We start from the raw sequence: 16,033 nt of genomic DNA, 5'->3' as shown, positions 1-16,033 counted from the left end.
CCGCTATTCCACCCGCTGCACGCGCGCGGTGGTGTTGTAGCCGTCCACCTGCATCCACCAGCCACCGATCGCACCGGGGCGGATGCGCACGCCGATATCCTGCCGGCGCACACCGGCCAGGCTGGCACTGTCGGTCTGTTCCCAGACCTGGCCATTGGCCAGGGTGTAGCGGCGGCCCTTGCCGAAGCCGCGGAACTCGCCGGCGATCGTGCTTTCGATGGGCTCCTCGGAGCCGAAGTGGAAGAAGCCGCGGTTCCTGGTCACCACCTCCTGCCGGCCCTCCTCGCGTGCCTGCTCGACCGCGGCGGCAGTCTGTTCGCCGACCCGGCGTTCCAGCCAGCGGTTGAGCGCGGCGAGCTCGTCGGCACTGAGCTTGTCGAGGCCGGCGGCGCGGAACTCGTTGGCGGTCATCTGTTCCTGCAGCGGTGGTGCCTGTTGCGCCAGGGCAGGTCCGCTCGACAGAAGGGCGGCGGCCAGCAGTGCTGGATGGAAAAGGCTGCGCATGGTCTGTTCCTCGGGGCAGGTGGCGGCTAGTGTAGAGCGCCCACCCGAGTCGTGATGCCGTGTCGGCCGTCGACGCCAGCGCCGCAACCCTGTTGTCGCTGCCCGCCACCGCGGCGTTGACGCCTGCCCTGCGCACGGTGGTCGAGGCCGCGTTGCGCGATGCCTCCGGCGCCCGGGTGGTGCCGGCCGAGCCCTGGCCGGTGCTGGCGGATACCCTGCAGTCGCTGGCCACGCTCAATGCCGATGCCGATGTCATCGCCGCGGCGATCCTGCACGTGCTGCCCGAGCCGCCGCCCGATGCCGCGACGCGGCTGGCACAGGCGCATCCGCGCGTCGCCGCGCTGCTCGATGGCCAGCGCGCCGCGCGCCAGGTGTGGGCACTGCACGCCGAGCGCGTCGGCCGCGGTGGCCAGGAGGGCTTGCGCCGGTTGCTGCTGGCGATCGTGCGTGACCTGCGGGTGGTGCCGATCCTGCTTGCGCGGCAGCTCGCGCATCTGCGCGCGGTGGCAACGCGGCCGGAACCCGAGCGCGTCGCGCTGGCGCGGCTGACCCGCGACATCCATGCGCCGCTCGCCAACCGTCTCGGTATCTGGCAGCTGAAGTGGGAGCTCGAGGACCTCGCGTTCCGCCACCTCGATCCGGAGACCTATCGCCGCATCGCCGGCCTGCTCGACGACAAGCGTTCCGGGCGCGAGCGCTACATCGACGAGGTCACGCGCACCCTGCGCGAAGCGCTTGCCGCGCAGGGCCTGCATGCCGATGTCGCCGGCCGCCCCAAGCACATCTACAGCATCTGGAAGAAGATGCAGCGCAAGGGCGTGCCGATCGGCGAGCTGTACGACCTGCGCGCGGTGCGCGTGCTGGTGGACGATGTCGGTGCCTGCTACGCCGCGCTGGGCGTCGTGCATGCGCTGTGGACGCCGATCCCAAGCGAGTTCGACGACTACATCGCGCGCCCCAAGCGCAACGACTACCGCTCGTTGCACACGGCGGTGGTCGGGCCGGAAGGCAAGACGCTGGAGGTGCAGATCCGCACCTTCGAGATGCACGAGCAGGCCGAACTCGGCGTGGCCGCGCACTGGCGCTACAAGGAAGGCGGCGTCGGCGATGCCGCGCTCGAACGCAAGATCGAATGGATGCGGCGGCTGCTGGAATCGCACCAGGACGGCGGCGACGAGGGCGGGCTGGCAGGCGCGCTCGACACCGAGCTGGTCGAGGACCGCATCTACACGCTGACGCCGATGGGCGAGGTCATCGACCTGCCGCGCGGCGCGACGCCGCTCGACTTCGCCTACCACGTGCACACGATGGTCGGCCACCGCTGCCGCGGCGCCAAGGTCAACGGCCGCATCGTCCCGCTCGACCACCGGCTGCAGAGCGGCGACCGCGTGGAGGTGCTGACCGGCAGGACCGCGGAACCGCGTCGCGACTGGCTGCACGCCGCCAACGGCTATCTCGCCAGCGGCCGCTCGCGCGACAAGGTGCGTGCCTGGTTCCGCGCGCTCGACCGCGAGCGCAACGTGCAGGCCGGCCGCGACCTGCTCGATCGCGAACTCAAGCGTCTGGGCCTGCAGCATGCCGATCCGGCACCGGCGCTGAGGCGCTTCCATGCCGCCACCCTCGATGACCTGTACGTGCTGGTGGCGCTGGGCGATGTCGGCCCGCACCAGGTCGTCCGCGCGCTCGGCGAAGCCGAGGCCGAGGCGCGCAGGCCGGTCGACGAGACCACCAACCTCGCGCGCACGCCACCGCGCCGGCTGCCGAAGGGCAGTTCCGAGTTCAGCGTGGTCGGTGTCGACAACCTGCTGGTGCAGATCGCGCGTTGCTGCAGGCCGTTGCCGGGCGAGGCGATCACCGGATACCTCACCCGCAGCCGCGGCATCAGCGTGCATCGCGCCGAGTGCGCGGCGCTGCAGCGCATGGCCGCGCGCGACCCGCAGCGGGTGCTGCCGGTGGAGTGGGGCCGCGCCGGTGGCGTGCACGAGGCCGAGGCGGTGGTGGAAGGCGTGGACCGCCGCCATCTGCTCAAGGACCTCACCAACCTGATCGCACAGGAGGACGCGCACGTGCTGTCGATCCACAGCGAGGATGGCAGCGGCGTCGGTCGCGTGCGCCTGCGGCTGCAGCTGCGGGTGCAGGACCACGGCCAGTTCGCGCGTCTGCTCGGGCGGATGGAGGCGCTGCCGGGCATCGAGCGCGCGCGCCGCGGCTGACGCCGCGCACATCCGCGGAGTCGCCCGGCGCGATCGGTAGCGGCCAAGCGCGGCTGACGTCGCGTTCATGGTTTGCACCTATGCTGCCGCGGTGATCCGTCGCCCCTCCGCATCCAGAGCCGACACCTCCGGAACGCCAGCGCGCAACCCGACCCGGGCGCTCAGGCGTCTGGAGGCGCGCGTGCGCATGGCGCTGTGGGTGGCGCAGCGCGACTGGCGCAGCTGGTGGCCGATGGCGGCCGCGACGATCGGCGTGGCACTGATCCTGCTGCTGGTGGTGCGCCAGCCGCTGGCCGACTGGCTGTGGCCGGACACCCGCGCCCAGGCGCTGCGCGAGGAAGCCGCCGCCGCGCTTGCGGCCGGCCACTTGAGCGCGGAAGACGGCAGCGGTGCACGCGAGCTCTACGAAGCCGCGCTGGCGATGGATCCGGACCGGCCCGAGGCCCGCGACGGCCTGTCGCAGGTGGCACGCGCCGCGCTCGCCCAGGCGCGCTCGGCACTCGACGACGACCGTTTCGATGACGCGCGTGCAGCCCTCGCGCTGGCCCGGGAACTGGCCGCGCCGCGCGCGGCGGTCGATGCGGTGGATGCCGCGTTGCGCGAGCGCCTGGCCGCGCAGGCCGGCCTCGACGACCTGCGTGCCCGCGCCGATGACGCCTATGCACGCGGCGACCTGCATGGCAGTGCGAACTCGGCGCTGCCGCTGTACCGGCGCATCCTCGGCCTGCGCCCCGACGATGCCGATGCCTTGCGTGGCCGCGAGGACGCGCTGGGCGACCTGCTGCAGCAGGCGCGCGAGGACCTGCGGCTGGGCCGCTACGCCGCGGCCGCGCACGCGGTGGCGGTCGCCCGCGAGTTCGACACCGGTCATATCGACCTGCCCGACACCCAGGCACGTCTGGGCGAGGAGCGCGATGCGTTGCTGCGCCGTGCGCAGGACGATCTCAACGCCGGGCGGCTGGAGCGCACGGAGGCGCGCTATCGCGAACTGCTGGAAACGGACCCGGATGCTGCCGAGCCGCTGGAGGGCATGGAGCAGCTTGCGCTGGCGTACGCACGACGTGCCGAACGTGCAGCCGCCGACTTCCGCTTCGCCGACGCCGACGCCGCGCTGGCCGAGGCGTCGCGCGTGGCTCCCGGCGGCAGCGGCACCGCGGCGGTGGATGCGGCCGTGCGCCATGTCGAGCGCGCGCGGCTGTCGCACGCGCAGCTGCGCCCTGCCGGCAGCCCGGCACAACGGCGCGATCGCCTGCGGGTGCTGCTGGCGCAGGTGGAGGCCGCCGAACAGCGCGGCGACCTGCTGACTCCGCCCGGCGAGAGCGCCTACGACCGCCTGCGCGCGGCCCGCGCGATCGCCCCCGACGACCGCGAGGTGCGGCAGGCCGCGGCCCGCCTGTTGCCGGCCGCCGTCGGCTGCTTCGACCGCGAACTGCGCGCCAACAGCCTGGCACGCGCACGCGCCTGCCTGGATGCACGCACCGCGCTGTCGGAGGACGAGGCCACGCTGCGCCCGGCCCGGCGCCGCCTCGCCCAGCGCTGGCTGGCGGTCGGCGACGAGCGCCTGGGCGCCGGCGAACTCGCCGCCGCGCGTGCCGCCCACGACGCCGCCCGCGACCTCGATCCCGCGGTCCCGGAACTGTCGGCCTTCGGCGAGCGCCTGCGCGCGGCCGGCTCGGCGGTGGACCCGGGCTGAAGCGCGGGGTCAGTCGGCCGCGAGGAACAGCCGGCGCACCGTCTCGCGTGCGGCATCGACGGAGAAGTGCCGCTCCACATTCGCGCGCCCGCCGGCTGCCAGGCGTGACCAGGCGTCGGCATCCTCGTGTGCACGCAGCACCGCCTGGGCGAAGGCGTCGGCATCGTCGGCCAGCAGCACGTCCTGGCCGTCGTGCAGGTGCATGCCCTCGGCCGCCACCGTGGTCGCGACCACCGGCTGTCCATGGGCCATGCTCAGATTGATCTTGCCCTTGACCCCGGCACCGAACCGCAACGGCGCCACCGCCACCCGACAGCCGTCCATCCACGGCGCGATGTCGGCCACGTGCCCATGCACCTGCACGCCGTCACGGCCGTGGTGGGCGCGGAGGTCATCGGGTGGGTCGCTGCCGATGCAGTGGAAGTCCAGCATGGGCGCCTGCGCGCGGATGCGCGGCCAGACCCCGGTGAGGAACCAGCGCATCGCATCCACGTTCGGGGGATGGTGGAAGCCACCGACGAACACCACGCCGTGGCGCTGCTCCCAGGCTGCCGTCCGGGCGCTGAGCCGGTGCAGGTTGGACAGCAGTTCCACCCGCGCGCCAGGCGCATCCGCAGCCAGCAGCTCGCGCTCGGCGGGGCTGACCACCAGGGTGGCATCGGCGGCGGCCACCACCGCCAGTTCCCGCGAGCGTGTGCGCCGCGCGATCGCCAGCATGGCTGCGTCACCGGCGAGCTCGGCGGCGCGGCGCTCGCGCAGGTAGTGCAGGTCGACGCTGTCGAACAGGACGCGCAGCCGCGGCGCATGCCGGCGCAGCAACGGCAGCAGCGGCGCGGCGACGAAGTGGCGGCTGAGCATGGCCACGTCGAAACGGGTGGTGTGGCGGCGCAGCCAGTGCGCGATGCCACCGGTCCACGGCTCCGACCAGGTTTCCACCCCCGTTGCCTGCAACTCGCGCGTGTAGCGGCCGGCATGGCGGCCATCGGCTGGCACGAAGGCGACATGGGCGCCTTCCTCGAGCAGCATCCGCATCAATGCGACCAGTCGCAGCGAGCCGGAGTCGTGGTCGGGCCGTGGCGTGGATTCGTCGACGATCAGGATGCGGCGCTGGCCGCGGTGCAGCGTCCCGGGGCCGGGCAGTTCATCGGCGGGTGGAAACGCTGCCAGTTCCTGTCTCCGGTGCAGCGCGAACACCTCGCGATTACGGGCCTGCGCGGCCTTCATGCCGGTCGACGGATCCGTGCCGGCGCTGGTGCCCTCGTCGTGCAGCACCCGCGCACCCGGCTGGTACAGGACGCGGTGGCCGGCCGCACGCACCGCGAAGGCGAGATCGGTGTCCTCGTAGTAGGCCGGCGCATAGCGTGTATCGAAGCCGCCGACGGCATCGAACAGCGCACGCGGGATCGCCAGCGCGGCGCCGCTTATGTAATCGGCATCGCGCAGATAGCCGTAGCGCGGGTCGTCGGGCGATTCGAAGCGACCGTAGTTCCAGGCCTGGCCATCGCGGAACACCACGCCTCCGGCCTCCTGCAACCGGCCGTCCGGATACACCAGCTGCGCACCGACGATCCCTGCACGTGGAACCTCGCGCAGGGTGCGGAGCAGCGCGTCCAGCCAGCCCGGTTGCGGCACGGTGTCGTTGTTGAGGAACACCAGCACCTCGCCGCGTGCCAGCGCGGCCCCGGTATTGCAGGCGGCGATGAAACCGCCATTGCGCTCATGGCGGTGGTAGCGAAGGCCGGCGATGCGTGGCAGCAGGGCGGCGGTGTCGTCGCTGCTCGCGTCGTCGACCACGATGATCTCCATCGTGGCCTCGGGCGGTGCCGCGGCCAGTGCGCGCAGGCATTCGAGCGTATGGCCGAGGTGGTTGTGAACCGGAATCACGATGCTGGCGACGGGGGCCCTTTCTGCTTCGACGAACGTGGGCAGGGCCTGGTCGGCAGAGTGCGGGGGGCGCCACAGCGGGATCGCATCGGTGGGAGCGCGGCGCAGCGTGCGCTGCAGGCGCAGCACGACGCGCTGCCAGGTCTGCTGCCAGCCGCGGGTGCGCAGGCTGCTCCAGGCGCGACGGGAAAGACCGAGCGCCCGGGCAAGCCGGAACTGCGCGTCGGTCAGCGAGAACGGCATCCGGTGGAACTCCAGCTGACTGTGCAGGGAGCCTTCGCCCGGCGGGAAACCGTGCTGGGCTAGACTGCGGCCAGCCATTGTCGCATCCCCCATGAGCCTCGTTGCAGATGCCAAAACCCCAGGACTCGATGCGCCGCATCGACCGTGACGAGGACGATCACGACATCCCGGATTCCCCGCGCCGCACCTGGTCGCGACGTGCGCTCGTCTGGGCACTGGCCCTGGTCGGGCTCGGGCTCGGGTTCCTGATCCCCTACACCCTCTATCTCAACCAGCAGGTCAGCGAGCGCTTTGGCGAACTGCGCTGGCAGGTGCCCACGCGCGTCTATGCGCGGCCGCTGCATCTCGCGCCCGGCATGGCGCTCGACGCGCAGACGCTGAAGCTGGAGCTGGAGTCGTCCGCCTACCGCGAAGGCGACGGCCGCAGCCCGGGCACCTGGTCGGTGGCCGAGAACGGGCGCTGGACGATCTCCAGCCGCGGCTTCCAGGACGTCGGTGGCGCTGTGCCCCCGCGCCGTATCGAGGTGTCGATGTCGGGCGGGCGGATCAGCCGGCTGCGCGAGGCCGGCGGCGACGCCGCGATCGACAGCGCCCGTCTCGATCCCGCGCGTATCGCCACGCTGTACGGCCAGCGCCAGGAGGAGCGCCGGCTGGTGCGTGTGGAGGACGTGCCGGTGCTGGTCACCGACGCGCTGCAGGCGGTCGAGGACGAGGACTTCGCCCACCACCTCGGCATCGACCTCGGCGGCATGCTGCGCGCGGCCTGGGTGAACGTGCGCGCCGGCGAGGCGCGCCAGGGCGGCAGCACGCTGACCCAGCAGCTCGCGCGCTCCGGGCTGCTCGGCATCGGCCGCGAGCAGACCTACACGCGCAAGTTCAACGAAATCCTCTACGCGATGCTGATCGAGGCCCGCTACGACAAGGGCACGATCCTCGAGGCCTACCTCAACCAAGTCTATCTTGGCCAGCGCGGTGCGCAGGCGATCCACGGCGTCGCCGCCGGTTCGGAGTTCTGGTTCGGGCGCCGGCTCGAGGACCTGGCCACCGAGCACGTCGCGCTGCTGGTCGGCATCATCCGCGGGCCCTCGTACTACGACCCGCGCCGGCATCCGGAACGCGCGAAGGAACGCCGCGACTTCGCGCTCGGGAAGATGCACGCGAACGGGCTGATCGACGCGGCCGAGTACAGGCGGGCACTGGCGGCGCCGCTGGGCATCAGCTCCACGCCCGGCACGCTGGCCGCCAACCGCTTCCCCGCCTATGTCGATCTCGTGCGCCGGCAGTTGGCCACGGACTATCCGGCCGAGGTGCTGCAGGGCGCGGGCCTCACCGTGATGACGGCGATGTCGCCGGCCGCCCAGGGCTATGCCGAGGGCGCCGTGCGGCGCACGATCGAGGCACTCAGCAATGACAAGCGCCCGGAACTGCAGGCCGGCCTGGTGGTCACCGATTCGCATAGCGGCGAAGTGATCGCGGTGGTCGGCGGTGCGAATCCCACCGAGCACGGCTTCAACCGCGCGATCGAGGCCAAGCGGCCGGTGGGCTCGCTGCTCAAGCCCTTCGTCTACCTGCTGGCGCTGACCCGCCCCAACGAGTTCTCGCTGGCCACCTGGGTCAACGATGCCCCGGTGGACCTGGTGCTGCCCAACGGAAAGCGCTGGAATCCGGCCAATTCCGATCGTCGTAGCCATGGCAGCGTGCGGCTGATGGACGCGCTGGCGCGCTCCTACAACCAGGCCACGGTGAGGGTGGGCATGGAAGTCGGCCCGCGAGCACTGGCCGACCTGCTGCACAACCTGGCGACCATTCGCGCCGAGCCGAACCCCTCGCTGATCCTCGGCGCGGTCGACGAAAGTCCGTATGCGATGGCGCAGCTCTACCAGTTCCTGGCGTCAGGCGGCGAGAAGCAGACCCTGCGCATGGTGCGCGGCGTGCTCGACAGCGAAGGCCGCGTGCAACGCCGCTACGACGGCCCGCAACCCGAGGCCTATCCGCAGGATTCGCAGTACGTGCGGCTGGTCACCCTGGCGCTGCAGCATGCGGTGACCTCCGGCACCGGCCGCCAGTTGATCGCCGACGGGCTTGCCCGCCTGCAGCCGGCCGGCAAGACCGGCACCACCAACGATGGCCGTGACAGCTGGTTCGCCGGCTGGACCGGCGACCACCTCGCGGTGGTATGGGTCGGCAACGACCAGAACGAGGCGACCGGTCTGTACGGCACCACCGGTGCGATGCGCGTGTGGTCGGACCTGTTCCGGCGCCTGCCCAGCGCGCCGCTGGAAGTGGACGACGACGGTCTCTCGTGGACCTGGGTGGCACAGGGCGGCGCCACCGACCCGGACTGCCCGGACGCCCGCCGCTTCGCGTTCCTGGAAGGGTACGAGCCGGCCTACCAGCCCTGTTACGCCAGCTATCCCGCACCGTACGCCGCGGACGGCCAGCCGCTCACGCAGCCGGGGGAGCCGGCGTACACGGATGAGCCCGCGCCGCAGGAAAGCGGCTGGCGGCGCTTCTTCGGCCGCGGCCGGCAGGATGCCGCGCGCGAGCCTGCGGCACCCGCAGCACCTCCGCCGCCACCCGAACCCGCCTATTCCGGAGAGCAGCTGCCATGACGCCGAACCCCGTGCGGCGCACGCGTCGCGGAGCCCTGGCCATGCTGTGCCTGGTGCTTGGCGCCTGTGCCACCGCGCCGGAGCCGGCGCCCGTGGTGGTGGCATTGACCGACGCCTCGCCGCAGCAGATGGTCGCCGCGATCCGCGAGGCTGCCGGCGACGGCGAGGGCGAACTCGCGGTGCAGCCGTTGCGCGATGGCCGCATCGAGGACCTGCGCGAACGTGCCGTGCGCGAGGAGGCCTCGGGCGATTACGTGGCGGCGACCGCCACTGTCGACGCCGCGCTGGAGATCGTGCCGACGGATCCGGCGCTGCTGCAGCAGCGCGCCGAGCTCGCCCTGCTGCTGGGCCAGTTCGACGACGCCGAGCCCCTGTCGCAGCGTGCCTACGCGCTCGGCCCCCAGGTCGGACCGGCCTGCCGGCGCCACTGGGCCACGCTCGAGCAGGTGCGCCTGCTGCAGGGCGACGGGGATGGCGCCGCCGAGGCCCGTGCGCAGATCGGGGGCTGTCGGGTCGGCGTGCTCGACCGCTTCTGAACGTGACCGCGCACGCCGCGCCGCCGGCGACGGCCATCGCCGCCGGCCACACCCTGGCCGCGCGCGTGCAGGCGGCGCTGGCCGAGGGCGGTGAGCTCGCGCAGGCGCTGCCGCAGTTCCACCCGCGGCCGTCGCAGCAGCAGCTCGCCGCGGCCGTCGTCGATGCACTCGGCAGCCGCGGCACCCTGCTGGCCGAAGCCGGGACCGGCACCGGCAAGACCTTCGCCTATCTGGTGCCGGCACTGCTGTCGGGCCTGCGCACCATCGTCTCCACCGGCACCCGCGCGCTGCAGGACCAGCTCTACCACCGCGACCTGCCCCGGCTGCGCGATGCGCTCGGCATCGGCCTGAAGTCCGCGCTGCTCAAGGGCCGCGCCAACTACCTGTGCCTGTACCGCCTCGAGCGCGCGCGGGGCGAACCGCGCTTCAGCGCGCGCGACCAGGTCGCGCTGTTCCAGCGCATCGTCGCCTGGGCCGGGCGTACGCGGATGGGTGATCTCGCCGAGATCGAGGCGCTGCCGGAGGATTCGCCGCTGATCCCGATGGTGACCTCCACCGTCGACAACTGCCTGGGCAGCGAGTGCCCGTTCTATGGCGACTGTTTCGTGGTCCAGGCCCGCCAGCGCGCGCAGGCCGCGGACCTGGTGGTGGTCAACCACCATCTGCTGCTTGCCGACCTCGCGCTCAAGCAGGAGGGCTTCGGCGAGATCCTGCCCGGCGCGCAGGCATTCGTCGTCGACGAGGCGCACCAGTTGCCCGAACTTGCCGCGCAGTTCTTCGGCGAAGGCCTGAGTGCACGGCCGCTGGTCGAGCTGGCACGTGACGCGACCGCCGAATGCGCCGGCGTCGAGGGTGCGCTCGCGGCGCTGCAGCCGTCCGCGCAGGGGCTGGAACATGCGGTCCGCGCGCTGCGCGCGGCGATGGAGTCGCTACCGCCGCGCGGCACCCGCGACCGCGCCCTGCACGATGCCGGCGTGCAGGACGCGCTGGAGGCATTGTGCGATGCACTGCGCGACCTTGCCGACGCGGTGGCGCCGCTGCGCGAGGCCTCGCCCGCGCTGGATGCCGTGCATGCCCGCGCGCGCGAGTTCAGCAGCCGCCTGTCGCGCTGGCAGGTGGCCGACGGACCGGGCGCGTTCGATGAGCCCGACGATGTCGACGCCGACAGCGCCGACAGCGCCGACGATGGCGACGTGCGCTGGTACGAGCTGTCGCCGCGCGGGTTCCGCCTGCAGCGCACGCCGCTCGATGTGTCCGGCCCGCTGCGCACGCATCGCGAGGCCTCCGGCGCGGCGTGGGTGTTCACCTCGGCGACGCTCGCGATCGACGGCTGCTTCGACCACGTGGCCACACGGCTCGGGCTCGATGCCCCGACCACGCTGGTGGCGCCGAGTCCGTTCGACTGGCAGCGCCAGGCGCTGTGCCTGCTGCCGCCGCGGCTGCCGGCACCGTCGGCACCGGCGTATGCAGGCGCGGTGCTGGACGCGGTGCTGCCGGTGCTGCACGCCTCCAACGGCCGTGCGTTCCTGCTGTTCGCGTCGCACCGTGCGCTGCGCGAGACCGCGGCGCTGCTGCGCGGCGGCCCCTGGCCGTTGTTCGTGCAGGGCGAGGCCCCGCGCCACGTGCTGCTGCAGCGGTTCCGCGAATCCGGCAATGGCGTGCTGCTCGGTGCCGCCAGCTTCCGCGAGGGCGTGGACGTGGTCGGCGATGCGCTCAGCGTGGTGGTGATCGACAAGCTGCCGTTCGCCGCGCCCGACGAGCCGGTGTTCGAGGCGCGGCTGGACGCGATCCGCCGCGCCGGCGGCAATCCCTTCGCCGACGAACAGCTGCCGCAGGCGGTGATCGCACTCAAACAGGGCGTCGGCCGGCTGATCCGCAGCGAGCACGACCGCGGGGTGCTGGTGCTGTGCGACCCGCGCCTGACCAGCCGGCCGTACGGGCGGGTGTTCCTGGGTTCGCTGCCGCCGTTCCCGGTGACCCGCGACGTGGCCGAGGTGCAGGCATTCTTCGCCGCCAGCGAGCCGGATCCGCCAAGGGTTTGCCCTGATTCCGGCGCGGCCGCTTCCGTGCCACCTTCGCGGTAACCGCAACGCGACGGCTGAGAGCCCGCCATGTCCCCGCCCGTTGGTTCCACCCAGACGACCCATCCTTCGCTGCTGCCCGAGCCCAACGCCTGCCCGGCGCAGCCGCCGCCGGGCGACCGCTGCATCGGGACGCGCGAACAGCCGGTCATGTGCCCGGCCGGGGGGCTCACCCCCGAGCAGGACGCCGCGCTCAACGCGCAGTGGTGGAACGGCCTGTCGCCGCAGGAGCAGTCCAACTACCTGTCGACCTATGGCGCCCAGCTCGGCGCGATGGACGGGCTGCCGTCCGAGGTCAGGCACGAGGCCAACATGGAGGTCCTGCGCCAGCAGGCCGCGGACGGTGACCAGGGCGCGCAGGACCTGCTGACGCGGATCGACGATTCGCGGCGCGATCCGACCGCCACGTCCGGACACCTGTACCTGCTCGGCTATGCGCCGCAGGATGGCGGGACCGACGCGAAGGCCATCGTTGCAATCAGCAACCCGGACACCGCCGACAACGTCGCCATCTTCGTCCCCGGCACCGGCTCCACGGTCGCGGGTATCGGCGGCAACATCGACCGCATCGACGACCTGAAGGCGCAGGCCGAACTGATCGACGACGAAGTCGTGACCTCCACCATCGTCTGGCTGGGCTATGACGCGCCCGACAACCTGGCCGCTGCCACCGGTGCCGGTCCGGCACGCGACGGCGCGCCTTCGTTGCGCGAGCTCACCCATGGGCTCCGGGCGTCGCACGAGAGCGGGGATGGCCCCAACCTGACCGTGATCGGCCACTCCTACGGCTCGACCGTGGTCGGCCATGCCGATCGTGACGGCACCGGCGGCCTCGGCGCAGACAACATCATCGTGGCCGGCAGCCCGGGCATGGGCGTGGACAGCGCCGATGAGCTCAGCATCGACGAGGGCAACTTCTGGACGGCGATGGCCGACGACGACGAGATCCGCTTCGTTCCCGGCTGGATCCTGGGCACCAACCCGGTCAACGAGGGCTTTGGCGGAACCCGCATCGCAAATGGCGGCGCGTCCGGCCATTCGGGGTACTGGGCCGCGGACAGCGAGTCGCTGCGCAACCAGGGTTACATCGTGACCGGCAACGAGCATATGGTGACCACCCGGGAATTCCGCTGACCGGTTCGGCGGCCCCGTTGCCGAGTGGCTACACGATGCCCCTGAGACCGGTTCTGCAATGGCCACGATGGCCGGCGTCGGCCGCGGCGCTGCTGCTGGTCGGCGCTGCTTGTCAGGCTCCGGTGGATGCAGTAGAGATAGGCACGATGGAAACCAGGGACAGTTTGCAGGCCGCGCGCGACATCGTGCCGCAGGTCGAGGCGTTTATTTCCGGCCTGCCGATCGCGCCGGAGAAGTTCACGGTGCGGGTGAACCGCTGCGAGATTCCCGAGGGAGCCGAGGGCCGGGACCGCGACGACGTCTATTACATCTGGGTCGGGGTGCGTGGCGTGGCCCACGACGACAACGCCGGGCAGGTGCTGGAGGACGTGCACGCGCGCTGGCAGGAATCCGGCTGGGAGATCACCCGCTTCCGCCGGCTCGACAACGGCGGCGTGAACCTGGCGGCCACCGAGCCGGGCACCGGCAACCGGTACATGCTGGATTCGGGTCTCAACAAGGGGCCCAACACCTACGTCGTGGGCATGTTCAGCACGCCCTGCCTGAAGAGTCCCACGGGCGCGGTGCAGTTCGGCGAGATCCGCAACGGGCTCGAGGCGGCTCCGGCCTTCCGCCCGTCGGCGATGGGCGACTGATCGACCACCGATCCGGCGACGGATTACGCGGTGCGCTGCGTGTGTGCCGTCGGCGCCGGGCGTTGCGTATCCTGTCCGCCCTGCCATCCGGTGCCCCCTCCAGCGCATGAAACTCCTGGCTTTCGAGACCTCCACCGAAGCCTGTTCGGTGGCGGTGTTCGCCGATGGCGAAGTGCGTGCGCGCTTCGAAGTCGCGCCCCGTCGGCATGCCGAACTGGCGCTGCCCTGGGCGGAGGCGCTGCTGGCAGAAGCCGGGATCGCGCGCAGCGGGCTGGACGCCATCGCGGTCGGGCGCGGGCCGGGGGCGTTCACCGGTGTGCGACTGGGGATCGCGATTGCCCAGGGGATTGCGCTGGCCCTCGACGTGCCGGTGGTGCCGGTGTCCACGCTGGCAACGCTGGCCGCGGCGGCATTGCGCGATCATCCGGATGCGCACGTGCTGGCGGCGATCGACGCACGCATGGGCGAGGTCTACGTGGCCGGCTACGGCGCCGGTGCGCAGGGTCCCACGCTTCTGGATGCCGAAATCGTCTGCGCGCCCGACCAGGTCGAACTTGCCGAAGGGGACAACTGGATCGGCGTCGGCACCGGGTTCACCGCGGTCGACGACGCGCTCGTGCAGCGGCTGGGCAGCCGCCTGCGACACGTCGATGCCGGCGCGCTTCCGCATGCCGCCGATACCGCGCGGCTGGCCGCGCTGCTGCACGCGGCGGGTGGCGGGGTCGCCCCGGAACATGCCGAGCCCGCGTACCTGCGCAACAACGTCGCGCTGACGCTGGCCGAGCAGGCCGCGCGCCGCGGCTGAACCTTTGCACGCATCCGCGGTCACACCCCGGGTATCCGACCGGGAACATCCGATGCAGACCGATGCCGCAACCGCTTCCCGCCAGCGCCGCGTCCTCGGCTGGCTGCGCCGCGAAGCGCTGCCGCTGCTGGTGCTGATCCTGCTGCTGACCGCGGCCCGTTCCTCGCTCGCCAACCATTACCACGTGCCCAGCGGCTCGATGCAGCCCGCGCTGCAGCCCGGCGACCGGGTGGTGGTCGACATGCGCGCCTACGGCTGGCGGCTGCCGTTCAGCACCTTCGACCTGGTCACCGTCGCGGATCCGCTGCCGGGCGAGGTGGTCGTGTTCGACTCGCCGGCCGACGGCACCCGCCTGATCAAGCGCGTCGCGGCGGTGGGCGGGCAGCAGGTGGAGGTGCGGGGCGGCCGGCTGCTGGTCGATGGACGACCGGCGCCGGCGCACGTGCCGGCCGTGGAGCAGATCGGCACGCGCAGGATCAGCCTCGATCTCGCCCACGGTGGTGGCGCCGATCTCGGTCCGCTGCGGGTGCCCGAGGGCGAGGTGCTGGTGCTCGGCGATCACCGCGGCGCGAGCTTTGACGGGCGCTACTTCGGCCTGGTGCCGGTGGACGCGTTCTACGGTCGCGCCGTCGCGGTCTACCACCGTCGCGGCGAAGGCTTCGGCTGGCGCAGGCTGTAGCCGTCAGGACGGGCCGGGCGCGCGCCGCGCATCGTGGTGACGACGTCCGCCAACGCAACACGGGGCGCCCGCAACCGTCAGCTGTCGACCAGGGTGCCCGCCGGCAGGAACTGCCAGGTGCGGGTGACGTGCAGGATGTCGACCTCCTCGTCGGTGCGCGGCAGCGGCGGATAGGGCTCGGCGAGCTGCGCGATGCGCAGGGCCGCCTCGTCGAGCAGGGCGACCCCCGAGGAGCGGATCACCCGTGCTGCCTCGACCGTACCATCGCGGCGGATCGCCACGCTGATGACCAGCTCGCCGGCCAGCCCGCGGCGGCGTGCCTCGTCCGGATAGTTGAGGTTGCCGATGCGCTCGACCCGGTCCACCCACTGCCGCAGGTAGGCGGCGTAGGCGTATTCCTGGGTGCTTGCGGACACGAACTTGCGCTTGGGACGCTTGGCATAGGCTTCCGAACGCAGGTGGATCTCGGCGGCGAGCCGCGCCATCTCCATGTCGCGCTCGATACGGTCCCGGCCACGCGGCAGCAGGCTGGGATCGGCCTGCGGGGTCGGGTCGGGCGTGGCAACCGCCTGCTCGCCCTGCGCGCTGGCCACCACCCGTGCCTGCGGCGGGGGACGTTCGTCGGGTGACTGCGCGCGCAGCGCTTCGGGCGCGATGCCGGGCGTGTCCTGCGGCGCGGTGCCCAGCTGCGATTCGCGCGGGCGCTGCGGCTGGTCGTGCTCGCCGCCGCCCTGGTTGCTGGCCTGGGCGAGGAAGTCGGCCTGTGCCTGCGTCAGCGGGCTGGTGGTTTCGGTGAGGATCACGTCCAGCGTCGGCAGTACCGGCGCGGCATCGTCCAGCGTGAACCCGACGCCGAGCACCAGCATCGCGTGCAGCAGCAGCGACAGCACCAGGGTGGCGCCAAGGCGATCGCGGTCACCGATGCGGGGCGGGGCGGGGACGCTGCTCATGCCGAAGGTGGTGTCCCGCCGCGAACCGACGCGGATGGACGCCGACGCGCCGCATGGCGCGGCT

General features: G+C 72.3%; 12 protein-coding genes. 9 read left to right on the top strand and 3 right to left on the bottom strand.

Going from position 1 to position 16,033, the window contains the following annotated elements; translation table 11 throughout:
* Positions 1-3: 3 nt before the first annotated feature.
* Positions 4-504 carry a hypothetical protein gene (locus ERL55_RS12060; RefSeq protein ID WP_129136631.1) on the bottom strand — a complete coding sequence of 167 codons (501 nt, stop codon included), beginning with the start codon at positions 502-504 and terminating at the stop codon, positions 4-6.
* A 59-nt stretch (positions 505-563) separates the two neighbouring features.
* On the opposite strand from ERL55_RS12060, the gene ERL55_RS12055 reads away from it, so the two are divergent.
* Positions 564-2,717, top strand: coding sequence for a bifunctional (p)ppGpp synthetase/guanosine-3',5'-bis(diphosphate) 3'-pyrophosphohydrolase (locus ERL55_RS12055; protein ID WP_129136630.1), 2,154 nt, complete (start codon positions 564-566; stop codon positions 2,715-2,717).
* A gap of 181 nt (positions 2,718-2,898) precedes the next feature.
* On the top strand, positions 2,899-4,410 hold the full coding sequence (locus ERL55_RS12050) for a hypothetical protein (protein ID WP_206733315.1): 1,512 nt from the start codon (positions 2,899-2,901) through the stop codon (positions 4,408-4,410).
* Positions 4,411-4,419: 9 nt separating this feature from the next.
* Here the strand turns inward: ERL55_RS12050 and ERL55_RS12045 are convergent, their stop codons facing one another.
* Positions 4,420-6,537, bottom strand: a complete 2,118-nt coding sequence (locus tag ERL55_RS12045) for a glycosyltransferase (RefSeq protein ID WP_129137333.1) — start codon at positions 6,535-6,537, stop codon at positions 4,420-4,422.
* 107 nt (positions 6,538-6,644) lie between these two features.
* On the opposite strand from ERL55_RS12045, the gene mrcB reads away from it, so the two are divergent.
* The 7 genes from mrcB (at position 6,645) to lepB (ending at position 15,019) form a co-directional block, all read left to right on the top strand.
* Positions 6,645-9,149, top strand: a complete 2,505-nt coding sequence (gene mrcB / locus ERL55_RS12040) for a penicillin-binding protein 1B (RefSeq protein WP_129136628.1) — start codon at positions 6,645-6,647, stop codon at positions 9,147-9,149.
* Positions 9,146-9,685 (top strand): tetratricopeptide repeat protein, encoded by a 540-nt coding sequence (locus tag ERL55_RS12035; RefSeq protein WP_241685757.1) that lies wholly within the window; start codon positions 9,146-9,148, stop codon positions 9,683-9,685. Before mrcB ends, ERL55_RS12035 begins: the two co-directional genes overlap by 4 nt.
* Positions 9,686-9,738: 53 nt before the next feature.
* Entirely contained in the window at positions 9,739-11,769 is a 2,031-nt protein-coding gene (locus ERL55_RS12030; RefSeq protein WP_129137331.1) for an ATP-dependent DNA helicase, read from the top strand.
* Between the two features lie 27 nt (positions 11,770-11,796).
* The gene (locus tag ERL55_RS12025) at positions 11,797-12,900 is read left to right on the top strand and encodes an alpha/beta hydrolase (RefSeq protein ID WP_129136627.1); all 1,104 of its coding nucleotides are present in this window, start codon (positions 11,797-11,799) and stop codon (positions 12,898-12,900) included.
* Between the two features lie 146 nt (positions 12,901-13,046).
* Positions 13,047-13,535, top strand: coding sequence for a hypothetical protein (locus ERL55_RS12020; RefSeq protein WP_129136626.1), 489 nt, complete (start codon positions 13,047-13,049; stop codon positions 13,533-13,535).
* A 106-nt stretch (positions 13,536-13,641) separates the two neighbouring features.
* Positions 13,642-14,340: a tRNA (adenosine(37)-N6)-threonylcarbamoyltransferase complex dimerization subunit type 1 TsaB gene (gene tsaB / locus ERL55_RS12015; protein WP_129136625.1), complete on the top strand. Its 699-nt coding sequence runs from the start codon at positions 13,642-13,644 to the stop codon at positions 14,338-14,340.
* Between the two features lie 52 nt (positions 14,341-14,392).
* Positions 14,393-15,019: a signal peptidase I gene (gene lepB / locus ERL55_RS12010; protein WP_129136624.1), complete on the top strand. Its 627-nt coding sequence runs from the start codon at positions 14,393-14,395 to the stop codon at positions 15,017-15,019.
* Positions 15,020-15,096: 77 nt separating this feature from the next.
* Here the strand turns inward: lepB and ERL55_RS12005 are convergent, their stop codons facing one another.
* Positions 15,097-15,969 (bottom strand): energy transducer TonB, encoded by an 873-nt coding sequence (locus tag ERL55_RS12005; RefSeq protein ID WP_129136623.1) that lies wholly within the window; start codon positions 15,967-15,969, stop codon positions 15,097-15,099.
* Positions 15,970-16,033: the final 64 nt, after the last annotated feature.

It is taken from the genome of Luteimonas sp. YGD11-2 (assembly GCF_004118975.1).
Taxonomy (GTDB): Bacteria; Pseudomonadota; Gammaproteobacteria; order Xanthomonadales; family Xanthomonadaceae; genus Luteimonas; species Luteimonas muca.
Note: the sequence above shows the minus strand (reverse complement) of the source record. Positions and strands in the feature narration are given on the sequence as shown.